This is a genomic window from Pseudoalteromonas sp. S2721, from assembly GCF_005887425.1.
Lineage (GTDB): Bacteria > Pseudomonadota > Gammaproteobacteria > Enterobacterales > Alteromonadaceae > Pseudoalteromonas > Pseudoalteromonas simplex.
The window spans coordinates 1-14,178 of record NZ_PNCZ01000029.1 but is presented as its reverse complement, the minus strand read 5'-3'; the positions used below and the strand labels follow the sequence as shown (position 1 = coordinate 14,178).

Here is a 14,178-nt window from a genome sequence, read left to right as displayed (position 1 = left end):
AAATACATGTCGTTTGATCTTTATGCACCGCACACTATAAAACAACAAACCCCTATGATGCAGCAGTATCTAAAAATAAAAGCCGAGCATCGGGATATTTTATTGTTTTATCGTATGGGCGACTTTTACGAACTTTTCTTTGATGATGCCAAGCGTGCAGCACAACTTCTTGATATTTCTCAAACCCACCGAGGTAAAGCCGGTGGCGATCCCATTCCAATGGCGGGTGTGCCCTATCACGCAGTAGAGAACTACTTAGCTCGCCTTGTACAAATGGGTGAGTCGGTGGCTATTTGTGAACAAGTTGGCGACCCAGCTACTAGCAAAGGCCCTGTTGAGCGTAAAGTTGTGCGCATTGTTACACCGGGCACTATTTCTGACGAAGCGTTATTACAAGAACGCCAAGACAACTTGCTAACCAGTGTGTGGCAAAGTAAACAAGGCTTATATGGTATTGCTTATTTAGATATTAACTCTGGCAGATTCAATGTGTTAGAAGTAAATACTGATGAAGCATTTAGCTCAACATTACAACGTTTAGCCCCTGCTGAGCTGCTCTATAGTGAAACATTTGCAAATGTGCATTTAATTGAACATATCAAAGGCGCACGTCGTCGCCCAGAATGGGAATTTGATTTAGATACTGCACAGCATTTACTTTGCGACCAATTTGGCACCAAAGATTTAGTTGGTTTTGGTGTAGACAAAGCACACGCTGCTTTGGTGGCTGCGGGCTGCTTAATGCAATATGTAAAAGACACTCAACGTATTGCCCTGCCGCATATTCGTGCGATTACCCTTGAGCAAAACGAACACGCGGTGATCTTAGATGCCGCAACCCGTAAAAACCTTGAACTAACAGTTAATTTATCAGGCGGCTACGAAAACACGCTTGCACAAGTACTTGATAAAACAGCGACTGCGATGGGTTCACGCTTATTAAAGCGTCGTATTCATACACCAGTGCGCAGCAAAACAGAGCTCAACTCTCGACTAAACGCTATTAGTGCAATTATCGATGCGCAATTATGTGGTGAGCTACAAGAGTCATTAAAGCAAATTGGCGACATTGAGCGTGTTATCGCCCGTTTAGCGCTTTGCACAGCACGCCCGCGTGATTTAACGCGCCTGCGTAGCGCACTGCAAGCTCTGGCACCATTACACGAATTACTTTTGGACGCCAACGATCCGCGTATTAGTCAAATAATAGCGCAATCACAGCAATTACCTGAGCTACAAGACTTACTAGAACGTGCTGTCATCGAAACCCCACCGGTACTTATTCGTGATGGGGGTGTTATTGCCCCGGGTTATAACAGTGAGCTTGATGAATGGCGTGCCCTAAGCCAAGGCGCAACCGATATTCTCGAAAAGCTTGAAGAACGTGAGCGTGAACGCACAGGCATTAGCACTTTAAAAATTGGCTATAACAAGGTGCATGGCTTTTTTATTGAAGTAAGTCGCGCTAACTCGCACTTGGTTCCTGCCGATTATATTCGCCGTCAAACGCTAAAAAATAATGAGCGCTATATTATCCCTGAGCTTAAAGAGCACGAAGATAAAGTACTTGGTAGCCAGTCAAAAGCGCTAGCACTTGAAAAACAGCTTTACGAGCAACTCTTTGAGTTTATTGCTCCGCACATTGAGCAGTTACAAACAATGGCAGCTGTTTTAGCAGATTTAGATGTACTGAACAATTTGGCCGAACGTGCGCAAGCGCTCAATTATGCTAAGCCAACACTGTGCGATAACGATAATATCAGTATTAAACAGGGTCGCCACCCAGTGGTAGAACAAGTAATGAAAGACCCGTTTATTGCCAACCCTGTAGAGCTTAATAACGACCGTAAAATGTTAATTATCACAGGTCCAAATATGGGTGGTAAATCGACCTATATGCGCCAAACCGCACTTATTGTTTTGATGGCTCACATTGGTTGTTACGTTCCTGCTGATAGTGCAGAAATTGGTAATATTGACCGTATTTTTACGCGTATTGGCGCAAGTGATGACCTAGCATCAGGGCGCTCAACCTTCATGGTTGAAATGACCGAAACGGCAACAATTTTAAATAACGCCACAGCGCAATCACTGGTACTGATGGATGAAATTGGTCGCGGTACTTCAACTTATGATGGTTTATCGCTTGCCTATGCAACGGCTGATTATTTAGCATCAAAAATTGCTGCTAAAACTTTGTTTGCAACCCACTATTTTGAGCTAACCGAACTGGCCGAGCAAAAAACGGGGCTGGTTAATGTGCACCTCGATGCCATTGAGCACAACGACACCATTGCCTTTATGCATACCGTGCTTGAAGGCGCAGCAAGCAAGAGCTTTGGTTTACAAGTTGCTGCTTTGGCTGGTGTACCAAAAGCGGTTATCCAACAAGCAAAACAAAAGCTTAAAATGCTTGAGAATCATCAACCTGTTACTGCCCCTATTGAGCAACAACAGCAAACATTAAGTTTTGATGATGAGCCTTCTGAGCTTGAATTAACCTTAAAACAGCTTGATCCAGACAGCCTAACGCCAAGACAAGCACACCAACTACTGTATCAATTAAAAGATTTATTGTAGTGCAATAAAAGAGCTATAAAAAAAGCTGACATGACGTCAGCTTTTTTGTGTGTTCTGAACCCGTGGGTTCTATACCCTTGATCAGGTATTCATTGTTGTCAAATCAGGTGAATTGGTCGAATAGGCTATCTGTACTTAAACCTTCGTGTTGCAAAATGTCTTTTAAGCGACGTAATGCTTCCACTTGAATTTGTCTTACACGTTCACGTGTTAAGCCAATTTCACGACCAACATCTTCAAGGGTTGATGGCTCATAGCCCAGTAAACCAAAACGACGAGCAAGTACTTCACGCTGTTTCGGGTTTAACTCTCCAAGCCAATCAACAATGTGCTTGTTGATGTCATTGTTTTGTACTTCGCCTTCTGGACCGTAGTCTTTCTCATCGGCGATAATATCTAATAACGCTTTGTCATTTTCACCACCGATAGGTGTATCCACCGAGGTGATTTTTTCGTTTAAACGCAGCATCTTAGTAACATCTTCAACCGGCTTATCTAAGCACTCTGCAATTTCTTCTGCAGTAGGTTCATGGTCAAGTTTCTGCGTTAATTCACGGGCTGTTCTTAAATAAACATTAAGCTCTTTGACCACATGAATAGGTAAACGAATCGTACGTGTTTGGTTCATGATGGCACGTTCAATGGTTTGACGTATCCACCAAGTTGCATAAGTTGAAAAACGAAAACCACGTTCTGGGTCAAATTTCTCAACGGCTCTGATAAGGCCTAAATTACCTTCTTCAATAAGGTCTAGTAGCGCAAGGCCTCGGTTGTTATAGCGGCGGGCAATTTTCACCACTAAACGTAAATTACTTTCAATCATTCGCTTGCGAGAGGCTTCACAGCCTTTCAGTGCTTTTCGAGCAAAATAGACTTCTTCTTCTGCGCTTAACAGCGGAGAAAAACCAATCTCACCAAGATACAGCTGTGTAGCATCTAAATTCTTGGCAACTTCTTCTTTTGCAAAAATTTCATCTTCGTTGTCGACTTCTTCAAGTAATTCAGAAGACTCTTCTTCGACTACCGTGTCATCAAATTTATCGTCAATCGCGTCAGTTTTTTTCTCAAGTTTTGCTGTGTGACCCATAAGCGTCCTCCCGAGCAAATATGTGATTGAGCTAAATCACTTTATCAATACCCTAAATGGCTAAGGTAGATACTTAGCAGGATTGACTGCTTGACCCCGATAACGAATTTCAAATCTCAAAGCCGTAACCGTAGAGTCTGAACTGCCCATTTCTGCTATTTTCTGCCCCGCCTTTACTTCCTGTTTTTCCTTTACAAGCAACTTTGAATTGTGCGCGTAAGCACTTAGGTAATCATCATTGTGTTTCAAAATGATTAAATTACCATACCCCCTCAATGCGTTGCCCGCGTATACCACAGTTCCATGTGCAGCAGCTACAACAGAAGCCCCTTGTTTATTAGTGATCTGTAACCCTTTAAAGCCGTTCTCTTTATTAGAGAAGCGTTGCGTTACTTTACCTTTAGCAGGCCAGTTCCATACAACTTTTGCATTAGAATTACGTTTTTTTTCACTAATTATTTTGTTGGCTTGTTTCTGAACATACTCTCGTTGTTTTGGCTGATCAAGCTCTTTCTTTAATTTTTTGTTATTTTTTTGTATAGAAACAGTAGACTTTTTACTCGAATTCGTATATTTTTTCGTCTTTTTTTGTTTTTGTGCCGATTTTATGAGCGAAATATTCTGCCCAGGGAAGATGGTATAAGGTGCTGGAATATCGTTTATTTTTGCGAGGGTTCGAAAATCTTGCTGAGCGCTAAAAGCAATTGAATATAAAGTATCGCCCTTTTTGACTACATATTTTGAGCCAGAGATATTTACTTTGCGAGTGGCGGGTTTAACTTTATTGTCTAAACTACTAACCGGTGCTGGCGCTTCGCGAGAAGTACAACCAAAGAGCAAAATACTAAGAAACAAAGTAACATAGCCTGTTATCTGCCTGCTCATCGTAAAATGCTCCTTATCGTACTAGTTTAATGGTTTTACGGGTTATCGCAGTAAAAAGTACACAACCACAACTAAAACAACTAATCCCCAGCCAAGCGCTTCAACATATTGACGTAATTTCTGCTCCATTTTAACGCCGCCCCACTTCATTAAAGCCGACACTAAGAAAAAGCGTGCGCCACGACCAATTGCCGAAGCAATTAGAAACGGCAGAAATGCCATTTGCATCAAACCAGCACCTATGGTGAAAACCTTATAAGGTATGGGGGAGAATCCCGCTAAAAACACCACCCACACACCGTAGTTTTCAAACCAACTTAGCGCTGTGTCAAATTTCGCTTGCCAACCCATTTGCGCAATCAGCGGCTCGACCACAGGTTCGAATAACCAAAAGCCAAGTAAGTAACCTAAAATACCACCAATCACTGAAGCAATCGTCGTAAAGCTGGCAAAACGCCATGCTTTATCTGGTTGAGCAAGTGACATAGGTGCTAGCATGACATCCGGTGGTACCGGAAAAAAAACAGATTCAGCAAAACTCATCCCTGCTAAATAACGCTCTGCATGGCGATGTTTAGCCCATACCAGTGCCATATCATATAACTTAGTAAACAACTTCAAAGTTTAACGTCCTATTCAATATCACCAGGTACCAAAGGTACAAATCTTACTGGTGCGACTTTATGTTCTGTGAAAGTATCGCCATTTCTAACGACCATCATTAATTGCTGATCTTGCTCACCGATAGGTGCAATCATAACGCCCCCATCAGCCAATTGAGCAAGTAACCCTTGTGGCATAGTGGCGGCTGCAGCTGTAACAATAATCCCCTCAAACGGCGCTTGTGATTGCCAGCCTTGCCAACCATCACCATGTTTCATGGTGACATTATATAAATCGAGTTTGTGCAAACGGCGTTTTGCTTGCCACTGTAGTGCTTTTATACGCTCTACCGAGCACACTTTAGTGAACGTTTTTGCCAGTATTGCCGTTTGGTAGCCAGACCCTGTGCCAATTTCGAGCACTTTATCACGTACGCCCGCTAAGCGAAGTAGCTCAGTCATACGTGCGACAATATAAGGCTGCGAAATCGTTTGTCCTTGACCAATTGGCAATGCGGTATTTTGATAAGCTTTGTGCTGTAAAACATCATCGATAAAAATGTGTCTGGGTGTTGAGGCTATCGCTTCAAGCACAGTGCTGTCTTCTACACCTTCGCGTTTCAATAACTCTGCTAATGCCAGTGCGCTGCGATTATAATTAGTCAGCACTATTAATCTCCATATTTGCTAACCAGCTATCGACTGCTTGTAAACTTTCTTTCGCTGTCATATCAACACTAAGCGGGGTCACTGATGCGTAACCATTATTTATGGCGTAAAAATCAGTGCCTTCACCTGCATCACTTTCAGCACCAAGGGTACCATACCAATAAATGTCACGGCCCCATGGGTCTTGTTGTTTCGTCATGGTTTCAGCTTTATGGCGCGAACCTAAACGGGTTACCTTAACTCCTTTTAGCTCAGTAAGTGGAATATCTGGCACGTTTAAGTTGATGATTTGATCTTTCGGTAATGGGTGCGATGCCAACTCTTTGATAATACTCACCGCAATCGCAGCTGCAGTTTCAAAGTGATTTCCTTCTTTAGAGCATAACGACACAGCAATGGCAGGAAGTCCTAAGTGGCGACCTTCAGTGGCGGCGGCAACAGTACCTGAATACAAGGTGTCATCACCTAGATTTGCGCCGTGGTTTATTCCGGCTACCACGAGATCTGGCTGCTGCTCGGTTAACTCGTTAACCCCTAAGTGCACACAGTCAGTCGGCGTGCCATTAATTGAAATGAAACCATTATCAAGGGTAGTTGCACGCAGCGGATTCATTAACGTTAATGAATTACTTGCGCCACTGCAATTGCGATCTGGCGCCACTAAGGTCACATCTGCAATTTGCGTTAATGCATGATACAAAACCGCAATCCCTTTAGCATGTACGCCATCATCATTGCTCAATAAGATTTTCATTTACGCATCCTTTTGTTTTTGTTCTCTGGGGCTTGCATCTTGATAGTCCACCAACTCACGCAGTAAGGCAGTAGCAAAACAGCCTTTTGGTAGACCAAAACTTAACTTTAAAGTAGTTTCGTCAATCGTTTCAACGGCTAATGAATCAGGAATAAGTCGTAACATTCTACGCTCATTCTTAAGGCCAAGTTCGCTAAGGCCTTCTATCCAAGATTGATAAGGTTCTAGCCACACTTTTTCGGTTTCGGTCAGGCCTTTTTCGCCTTTACCAACCATGGGGGCCGACATCACAATATCACCAGACGCTAAGCGAGCAATATTGTCATCACTAATGTTGTCTTCAAAAAAGGCATTACTGCCGCTGAGCATAAACACTTCGCGGTGCATTGTTTTCGCAAGGCCATGCTCGGCAACCCGCATACTCACAATTTCATTAAATACATAAGAGCGTGCCGCTGAAATAACTAAACCACGCAATTTTTTATCGCGGATACGCTCTCCAGCAAACATGCGCTTTGCCATTTCAAGGTTGTGACTACCATGCCCAAAGCGCTGCTCACCAAAGTAATTAGGCACCCCTGCACGCACCGCGTTGATACGGCACAAAATATCCAGCGGCTCAGTCACGTTGCGTAACGTAATGGTAAAGCGATTGCCTTTATGGCAACCCGTTCTGAGCTTACGGTTATGGCGCTGTTGCGAAATTACAAAAAATTGCTCGTTATTCAGTTCACTAAATTCTATGTGCTTTTTAATTGGTACTGGCACGCTAAACCACTGTGTACACACGCCATGACGGTCTTTTAAGCCTGCATAACTCACATCACGTGGAGATACCCCTGCTTTTTCGGCAATGCGTTTCGCAATAAACTGAGTATTTTCGCCTTTTTTTACAACCTGCAAGCAAACATGTTCACCAGAACCAGTAAACTCAATTCCTAAGTCTTCATCAACCATGAAGTCTTCGGCGTGAGTTTTAAAGTCAGCCTTAGAAAGAGGTTTACCGTATAGGTAGTTTAACTCACTCATGCGCTTAGTTTGCTCATAATCACCACTGCGTGGCTTGAAATACCTTCTTTGCGGCCTTCAAACCCTAGCTTCTCTGTGGTTGTTGCTTTCACATTAACTTGTGAAATATCAGCTTCAAGGTCTTGGCATAAGTTTTCACGCATTGCTTGAATATGTGGCAACATTTTTGGTGCTTGCGCAACAATCGTGACATCGGCATTGCCAAGTACGTAACCTTGCTCTTTAGCAAGCCCAACCACGTGGCGTAGTAAAATTCGGCTATCAATATTTTCGTATTCGCTCGCAGTGTCTGGAAAATGCTTGCCAATATCCCCCATTGCTAATGCACCTAAAATAGCATCACACAATGCGTGAATGGCAACATCGCCATCTGAATGCGCTAAAAAGCCTTGTGGGTAATCTATTTTTTCACCACAAATTACCAACGGGCCTTCGCCGCCAAATTTGTGTACATCAAAGCCATGGCCAATTCGAATCATGAGGTACTCTCGTTTTGTTGTTTTTGCAGTAAAAATGCTGCTAAATCTAAATCTTCTGGGGTGGTGATTTTAATATTGTCACTGCGACCGGCAACCAGCTTAACAGGCTGCTTAGCCCATTCAATTGCCGATGCTTCATCAGTGATAGTCACACCATTTTTAAGGGCACTTGATAGCGCATTAGTCAGCGCTTGATAAGGGAAAAACTGAGGAGTGAGTGCCTGCCATAAATCATCACGAGGCACTGTTTGCTCACTGTGGGTATGACCGCGCTTAATGGTGTCTTTTACTTTTGACGCTAAGATACCGCCTTCATTGGCAGCGATGCATTCTGTCATTAAACGCTGAATATCAGCCAAACACACTAACGGCCTTGCCGCATCGTGCACAAGTACCCAATCAGGTGGGTTATCAGCAAGTGATAGCAATGCATTGAGCACTGAATCAGCGCGCTCTTTACCACCAGATACGCGCTCAATACGCTTATCAATATGAGGTAAATCAGCAAAGTAGCCGTCATCATCGCTAACTGCTACTTTGATGGTATTTAATTCGTTAAGTTCTGCAAGTTTACTCAGGGTATGTTCTAAAATAGTTTTGCCCGCCAGTTCAATATACTGCTTTGGCGCCGAATGCTGCATTCGACTCCCTACCCCCGCAGCGGGAACAATAGCGGTTATAGTTTGCTTAATTTTCATTTTGTTGTTGGCCCGGCAAAACGCGAATAAAGGTTTCGCCAGGTTTAATCATTCCTAATTCATTACGCGCGCGCTCTTCGATACCTTCTTGACCAAGCTTTAGATCTTTTATATCTGCTTTAAGTACAGTATTGCGCTTTAATAATTTCGCGTTAGTGTCTTGATGAGAGGTAACCGCTTGTTTCAGACGAGTGTAATCTTGCACACCATTATGGCCAAACCATAAACGATATTGCAGAAATAAAGCCAAACATAACAAGGCGAATTGAAAAACCCGCATTGAACACTCCTTCGCGGTTAAATTAAGTCAAAGGGCGTTTTAAATTACGCCAATTTATATTGCTTGCTAGTAGCATTTCTCTTAATGACAAACGCTTAGGTGTGATGCGTTTATTAAATTGCCATTGATGACCGCAACACGCCGCCGCCATCACTGCCTTTGCAGGCTTAAGCAGTTGAATATGCGTGCTTTCTAGCGATTCACCTGAAGTATCAAACCAACCAAGCTCGTTGCAATGTACCTTATTGTCGCTTACTTGATCTAAGCTGTCTATGCGCACAGTTGTACATTGCTCGTCATTAATTAGCACGGGAACAATTAACCCGCGCTTAGCATGTTGACTATAAAAGTCTTTTGAGTCTTTTTTATTATAAACAGGTGGCGTTGTTTTTTGTTTTTCAAGCCAACTGCCATTTTGTGAATCAAGCTGTAATGGTGCATCGCCACTAACTATACGCATGGCTAAACGCTCAATATAGTAAGGCAAACTTGCTAATAAGCGTTTAAGCCTTGCAGTATCAGGTTCATCGACTAAACGCGGGATCTCACGAGCATAAAATGCATTACATAACTGCGCATACAAAGCACGCTCGGCATCAGTTTGCCAAATTTCGGCTTGTTGCGAGTGTTCGCTCTGTGAAGTTGGTTTAGACAATGCGCGCTCTTATAAAACAATTGCTTGACTGTTTTATAGCATAGAGCGTTTATTGAGCGCTACTTTACTGCGCCTTTTTTACCCAATTTTGCATTACCAGATTCTAAAAACTGCACCACCGCATCACGCTTTTTACCTAGTAACAAACTACCATCAGCTAAAAACATAAAGTTTTGCCAACAACGCTTAAAAACGGCAAAGCTGGTTTCAATGATATTATCGCGAGCCATACAAAAATAGACCGTAGTGTTTGCTTCCCACGCTAAGTGGTTTAGGATTTCTTCAGGTAACTGCTCGTCGCCCGCTTCCCATGCGTTTTCCCAGTTAATGGTCTCTGAAAAGCTGTCGTCTTTGCCGCACCAATCTGTTTTATCAAAAAAGTCAGGGTGATCATGCTCTCGGCTCACCATGGTAGTCCATAAAACAGCAGCTCGTTCAGCACTCATTGGTTTTATTTGCGCTGCGTCTTCGCTGCTTATCGGCATATCTTTATGACGAAAAACCCAGGCTTTTTTGTATTCATCTAACGAAATATAATTCATAGTTCAGGCAGTTTGTTTCAGCGTAAAATGTGCAAACTGCAATTATACCCAAATGACTCCAAGATGCGAGATAAACACATGACAATCAAACCCGGTATTTACCAACATTACAAAGGTCCAAAATACAAAGTTGAATATGTTGCCACTCATAGCGAAACGAATGAGCCATTGGTAATTTATCAAGCGCTTTACGGCGAATTTGGCATGTGGGCACGCCCGCTTAGTATGTTTACAGAAACCGTCACTGTAGAGGGCAAAACGGTACCGCGTTTTGCATACCTTTCAGACGCCGACTAACTGTGGCATCATGACGTTATTAATCACTGCTCAGACCAGATAAGGTGACATCGTGCTTTTTAATTCAACCGATAACTACATTGCCAGTAACTCATTAAAACAAGCGGTTAACGCAGCGATATTGCTCGAAAAACCCCTGCTTATAAAAGGTGAACCCGGCACAGGTAAAACTATGCTGGCCGAGGAACTTGCAAAAAGCTTAGACACTACGCTAATTCAATGGCATATCAAATCAACCACTAAAGCGCAGCAAGGCCTGTATGAATATGATGCGGTATCTCGTCTTCGCGACAGCCAGTTAGGTGATGAGCGTGTGCACGATATCAGCAACTACATTGTAAAGGGGAAATTATGGCAAGCCTTTACTTACGGTGAGCAACATAACAAGCGCCCTGTGCTATTGATTGATGAAATCGACAAAGCCGATATTGAATTTCCCAACGACTTGCTACTAGAACTCGATAAAATGGAGTTTCATGTTTATGAGACCGGCGAGCGCGTTGTTGCAAAGCAACGCCCGATTGTAATCATCACGTCAAATAACGAAAAAGAGCTGCCAGACGCCTTTTTACGTCGTTGTTTTTTCCATTACATTGATTTTCCAAGTAGTGAAGAAATGGCACAAATTATCGATGTGCATCACCCGCATGTTAAACAAGATTTAGTTCGCCAAGCACTTGAGGTATTCTTTAATCTACGTGACGTAAACGGCATTAAGAAAAAGCCATCAACCAGCGAATTACTCGATTGGTTAAAGCTACTAATGGCCGAAGACATTGATGCTAAAACACTGCATGATAAAAGCCAAAAAGGCGGCCTAATGCCCATGTTTGGCGCGTTATTAAAGAACGAGCAAGACATTAGCTTAATCGAAAAACTTGCGTTTATGAGCCGACGTTAAGATGTTAATTGCGTTTTTCTTTAAGCTTCGCGAATACCGCTTACCAGTTAGTTTGCGAGAGCTACTTGATTTGATCAATGCGCTCAAGCAAGGGGTTATTTTTGCTGACGTTGACGCGTTTTATTATTTAGCGCGTACCATCATGGTCAAGGATGAAACCCACTTTGATCGTTTTGATAAAGCCTTTGCAGATTACTTTAGTGGCGTGGCCGACCTTGATCTGCTCGAAAGCTTAAAACAGCAACATGCCTTGCCTGATGATTGGCTACGCAAAGAGTTTGAAAAGCACTTAAGCGAAGAAGAAAAAGCGCAATTACAAGCCATGGGCGGCCTTGATAAACTCATGGAAACCCTCAAGCAACGCCTTGAAGAGCAGCAAAAACGCCATGCTGGGGGTAATAAGTGGGTGGGTACCGGTGGCACTTCACCATTTGGCGCCTATGGGTATAACCCTGAAGGTGTGCGCATTGGTCAAGACGGTAACCGACATCGCCGTGCGGTAAAAGTGTGGGATAAGCGCAGCTACCGAAACCTTGATAGTGACCGTGAAATCGGCTCGCGCACCATTAAACTCGCTCTAAAAAAACTGCGTAAATTTGCCCGTACTGGCGCCAGCGACACTCTCGATTTAACCGAAACCATCCGCGCAACCGCAAAACAAGGCGGCATGCTCGATGTGAAAATGGCACCTGAGCGCCACAATGCAGTAAAAGTATTGATGCTATTTGATATCGGCGGTTCAATGGATGATTACATTCATACCTGCGAAGAGCTATTTAGCGCCGCCCACAGCGAGTTTAAACACCTTGAGTTTTACTATTTTCATAACTGTTTATATGAGCATGTTTGGCAAGACAACGAGCGTCGTCACTCAAACATCATTGATACCATGACCTTGATTAACAAGTTCACCAGCGACTACAAGGTGATCTTTGTTGGCGATGCCACCATGGGCCCTTACGAAATCGCCTACCCCGGTGGCAGCGTTGAGCATTGGAATGAAGAGCCCGGTAGCGCTTGGCTAAACCGCATAACCAATCACTTTGATAAAGTCGCTTGGCTCAACCCACAACCCGTTGAACACTGGCGCTATTATCAATCAATTGATTTTATAAAGCAGTTAATGGACAACCGCATGTACCCACTCACGCTAGATGGGATTAGTAATGCGATTAGGGAGTTGAGTTAGAGCTATCAGCCGTCAAACAGCATAAAAACTGAGAAATGAATGTAAAGTTATAATTGTTTATAAATACAAATAACTAAGCCCCTTCTCGATCAGCTATAAACTGACGGCTGAAAGCTGACAGCTCCCATTTACATTCCCTTCCAAACCAAAAACACCAGCGCAAAACCCACTAAATAAAGCAAACCTAGCCAGCTTAGGGTGCGTAATAAAGGTGAGTGATGAATGCTGGTTTCTGAGCGCACTAAACTAAAGTTCAGCCATGCAAATACAGGCGTGGTTACAAAAGCGAGGGTCATAGCAAAAGTGAGCATTGGGCCAAGGGCTGATTTAAAGAATAAAATCACTGCCATGCCAGCAAATGCTTGCAGTAATAACCACATATTTAAACTGTGTTTAGATTGTTTAATCGGTAGCAGTTTATGTGACTCATTTAATGTTCTGGCGTAGCCATCAAGCACTGTTAGCGTGGTGCCAAACATACATAAAAAAGCAATACCTGAAACCAGCGGCCTTGCCCACTCGCCCATGGTAAGGGCATACATATCAATTAATTGCTTTGCAAAGGCGACTCCACCTAATTGCACAGCCTGTGCTTGGCCATATTGCACTAATACGCCTAATGAGAAAAACACTAACGCAAGTGCTGCGGTAAGCCAGTAGCCCAAATTAAAGTCAAACAAGCCTTGTTGCTTTGTCACTGCTTGTTGATGCTGCTTTTCTTTTAGCCACAGTGAGCTGATTGCTGATATTTCAATGGGTGCAGGCATCCAGCCCATGAGCGCGACCATAAAGCCAAGCATGGCAAGTTCATATGGCGACGGGCCTACATAGTCAACCGGTGCCATTGGGCCATTATTAATTGCCACAACCAACGCAGCCACGGTTGTAACCGTTAACAGCCCCATAATGAGCTTTGAGACATTATCTAGCGCCTTAAAGTGCCCCAACAACAAAATAAGCAAACACACAGCTAAGATCAGCCAGCATAATAAGGTTACAGAAACAGTGACAGGTAATGCATAGTGCAGCAGACTGGCCGTTAATAATAAAACCCCTGCAGTATTCACTACGGCGGCGACTATATTAAGCGCAATAAAGCTATAGAAATACCCAGGTCCTTTTTGCTTGTAGCCCTCAACTAAACTTTGTTTGGTCGCGAGCGTGTACTCCATGCCAAATCGAAAGAATGGGTACTTCAATACGTTAACTACAATGATTAGCCAAAATAGCTGCCAGCCGAATAACGACCCGGCTTGTGTTGATGCTACTAGATGTGAGCCACCAATGGCGGCTGTAGCCATTAAAATCCCCGGCCCTAAAGCATTTAATTTAGACTGCCAATTTGATACTGCTGATTGCATAAGTTGTGTGTGTTTTATTCTTAGTTACAAGCAACTTACAGCGTTTTAGGTGAGATTGGAAGCAGAGCAAGTTAGCAAGTTAGCAAGTTAGCAAGTTAGCAAGTTAGCAAGTTAGCAAGTACTGAAGGTAGGATAGTAGGCAGATTGCAAGTTACGTATGGAGGAGAAAA

16 protein-coding genes are annotated in these 14,178 nt (G+C 43.2%); 4 read left to right on the top strand and 12 right to left on the bottom strand.

All coding sequences use genetic code 11. The annotated features are described in order from the left end of the window. Window positions 1–6 precede the first annotated feature (6 nt). Entirely contained in the window at window positions 7–2,580 is a 2,574-nt protein-coding gene (mutS, locus tag CWC02_RS12490) for a DNA mismatch repair protein MutS (RefSeq protein ID WP_138618548.1), read from the top strand. A 103-nt stretch (window positions 2,581–2,683) separates the two neighbouring features. Here the strand turns inward: mutS and rpoS are convergent, their stop codons facing one another. The 11 genes from rpoS to CWC02_RS12435 are packed head-to-tail and all read right to left on the bottom strand — an operon-like array spanning window position 2,684 to window position 10,260. Then, window positions 2,684–3,667, bottom strand: a complete 984-nt coding sequence (gene rpoS, locus CWC02_RS12485; RefSeq protein ID WP_054551147.1) for an RNA polymerase sigma factor RpoS — start codon at window positions 3,665–3,667, stop codon at window positions 2,684–2,686. Window positions 3,668–3,727: 60 nt separating this feature from the next. Then, on the bottom strand, window positions 3,728–4,552 hold the full coding sequence (locus CWC02_RS12480; protein ID WP_138618546.1) for a peptidoglycan DD-metalloendopeptidase family protein: 825 nt from the start codon (window positions 4,550–4,552) through the stop codon (window positions 3,728–3,730). A 42-nt stretch (window positions 4,553–4,594) separates the two neighbouring features. Continuing rightward, a complete protein-coding gene (locus CWC02_RS12475; RefSeq protein ID WP_138618544.1) occupies window positions 4,595–5,173 on the bottom strand; it encodes a YqaA family protein in 579 nt (192 codons plus the stop codon). An 11-nt stretch (window positions 5,174–5,184) separates the two neighbouring features. Then, entirely contained in the window at window positions 5,185–5,823 is a 639-nt protein-coding gene (locus CWC02_RS12470; protein WP_054551144.1) for a protein-L-isoaspartate(D-aspartate) O-methyltransferase, read from the bottom strand. Beyond that, a complete protein-coding gene (gene surE / locus CWC02_RS12465; RefSeq protein WP_138599729.1) occupies window positions 5,813–6,577 on the bottom strand; it encodes a 5'/3'-nucleotidase SurE in 765 nt (254 codons plus the stop codon). The genes CWC02_RS12470 and surE overlap by 11 nt, the downstream gene beginning before the upstream one ends. Next, window positions 6,578–7,606 carry a tRNA pseudouridine(13) synthase TruD gene (gene truD, locus CWC02_RS12460; RefSeq protein WP_138618542.1) on the bottom strand — a complete coding sequence of 343 codons (1,029 nt, stop codon included), beginning with the start codon at window positions 7,604–7,606 and terminating at the stop codon, window positions 6,578–6,580. Further along, window positions 7,603–8,085, bottom strand: coding sequence for a 2-C-methyl-D-erythritol 2,4-cyclodiphosphate synthase (gene ispF / locus CWC02_RS12455; RefSeq protein WP_054551141.1), 483 nt, complete (start codon window positions 8,083–8,085; stop codon window positions 7,603–7,605). Before ispF ends, truD begins: the two co-directional genes overlap by 4 nt. After that, complete coding sequence (gene ispD, locus CWC02_RS12450; RefSeq protein WP_138618540.1) at window positions 8,082–8,783, bottom strand: 2-C-methyl-D-erythritol 4-phosphate cytidylyltransferase; 702 nt, start codon at window positions 8,781–8,783, stop codon at window positions 8,082–8,084. The genes ispF and ispD overlap by 4 nt, the downstream gene beginning before the upstream one ends. After that, the gene (gene ftsB / locus CWC02_RS12445; RefSeq protein ID WP_054551139.1) at window positions 8,773–9,063 is read right to left on the bottom strand and encodes a cell division protein FtsB; all 291 of its coding nucleotides are present in this window, start codon (window positions 9,061–9,063) and stop codon (window positions 8,773–8,775) included. The genes ispD and ftsB overlap by 11 nt, the downstream gene beginning before the upstream one ends. A 22-nt stretch (window positions 9,064–9,085) precedes the next feature. Continuing rightward, window positions 9,086–9,718: a hypothetical protein gene (locus CWC02_RS12440; protein ID WP_054551138.1), complete on the bottom strand. Its 633-nt coding sequence runs from the start codon at window positions 9,716–9,718 to the stop codon at window positions 9,086–9,088. 59 nt (window positions 9,719–9,777) lie between these two features. Further along, entirely contained in the window at window positions 9,778–10,260 is a 483-nt protein-coding gene (locus CWC02_RS12435; protein ID WP_063703236.1) for a DUF2947 domain-containing protein, read from the bottom strand. 63 nt (window positions 10,261–10,323) lie between these two features. Here CWC02_RS12435 and CWC02_RS12430 point away from each other — a divergent pair, with 63 nt between their 5' ends. From CWC02_RS12430 to CWC02_RS12420, 3 genes are read left to right on the top strand one after another with little or no spacing between them, the layout of a single operon-like run. After that, a complete protein-coding gene (locus CWC02_RS12430) occupies window positions 10,324–10,557 on the top strand; it encodes a DUF1653 domain-containing protein (protein WP_370626052.1) in 234 nt (77 codons plus the stop codon). 52 nt (window positions 10,558–10,609) lie between these two features. Beyond that, window positions 10,610–11,458: an AAA family ATPase gene (locus tag CWC02_RS12425; RefSeq protein ID WP_138618538.1), complete on the top strand. Its 849-nt coding sequence runs from the start codon at window positions 10,610–10,612 to the stop codon at window positions 11,456–11,458. Between the two features lies 1 nt (window position 11,459). After that, window positions 11,460–12,647, top strand: coding sequence for a vWA domain-containing protein (locus CWC02_RS12420; RefSeq protein ID WP_138618536.1), 1,188 nt, complete (start codon window positions 11,460–11,462; stop codon window positions 12,645–12,647). Between the two features lie 128 nt (window positions 12,648–12,775). On the opposite strand, the gene CWC02_RS12415 is transcribed toward CWC02_RS12420, so the two are convergent. Beyond that, a complete protein-coding gene (locus CWC02_RS12415) occupies window positions 12,776–13,948 on the bottom strand; it encodes an NRAMP family divalent metal transporter (RefSeq protein ID WP_502705406.1) in 1,173 nt (390 codons plus the stop codon). Window positions 13,949–14,178: the final 230 nt, after the last annotated feature.

Excerpts from the sequence above, each read along its gene's own strand:
- mutS (WP_138618548.1), top strand. The coding sequence starts at position 7 with ATGTCGTTTGATCTTTATGCACCGCACACTATAAAACAACAAACCCCT.
- CWC02_RS12415 (WP_502705406.1), bottom strand. The coding sequence starts at position 13,948 with ATGGCTACAGCCGCCATTGGTGGCTCACATCTAGTAGCATCAACACAA.
- CWC02_RS12435 (WP_063703236.1), bottom strand. The coding sequence starts at position 10,260 with ATGAATTATATTTCGTTAGATGAATACAAAAAAGCCTGGGTTTTTCGT.
- CWC02_RS12420 (WP_138618536.1), top strand. The coding sequence starts at position 11,460 with ATGTTAATTGCGTTTTTCTTTAAGCTTCGCGAATACCGCTTACCAGTT.
- rpoS (WP_054551147.1), bottom strand. The coding sequence starts at position 3,667 with ATGGGTCACACAGCAAAACTTGAGAAAAAAACTGACGCGATTGACGAT.
- ftsB (WP_054551139.1), bottom strand. The coding sequence starts at position 9,063 with ATGCGGGTTTTTCAATTCGCCTTGTTATGTTTGGCTTTATTTCTGCAA.
- ispF (WP_054551141.1), bottom strand. The coding sequence starts at position 8,085 with ATGATTCGAATTGGCCATGGCTTTGATGTACACAAATTTGGCGGCGAA.
- CWC02_RS12430 (WP_370626052.1), top strand. The coding sequence starts at position 10,324 with ATGCGAGATAAACACATGACAATCAAACCCGGTATTTACCAACATTAC.
- surE (WP_138599729.1), bottom strand. The coding sequence starts at position 6,577 with ATGAAAATCTTATTGAGCAATGATGATGGCGTACATGCTAAAGGGATT.
- ispD (WP_138618540.1), bottom strand. The coding sequence starts at position 8,783 with ATGAAAATTAAGCAAACTATAACCGCTATTGTTCCCGCTGCGGGGGTA.
- CWC02_RS12480 (WP_138618546.1), bottom strand. The coding sequence starts at position 4,552 with ATGAGCAGGCAGATAACAGGCTATGTTACTTTGTTTCTTAGTATTTTG.
- truD (WP_138618542.1), bottom strand. The coding sequence starts at position 7,606 with ATGAGTGAGTTAAACTACCTATACGGTAAACCTCTTTCTAAGGCTGAC.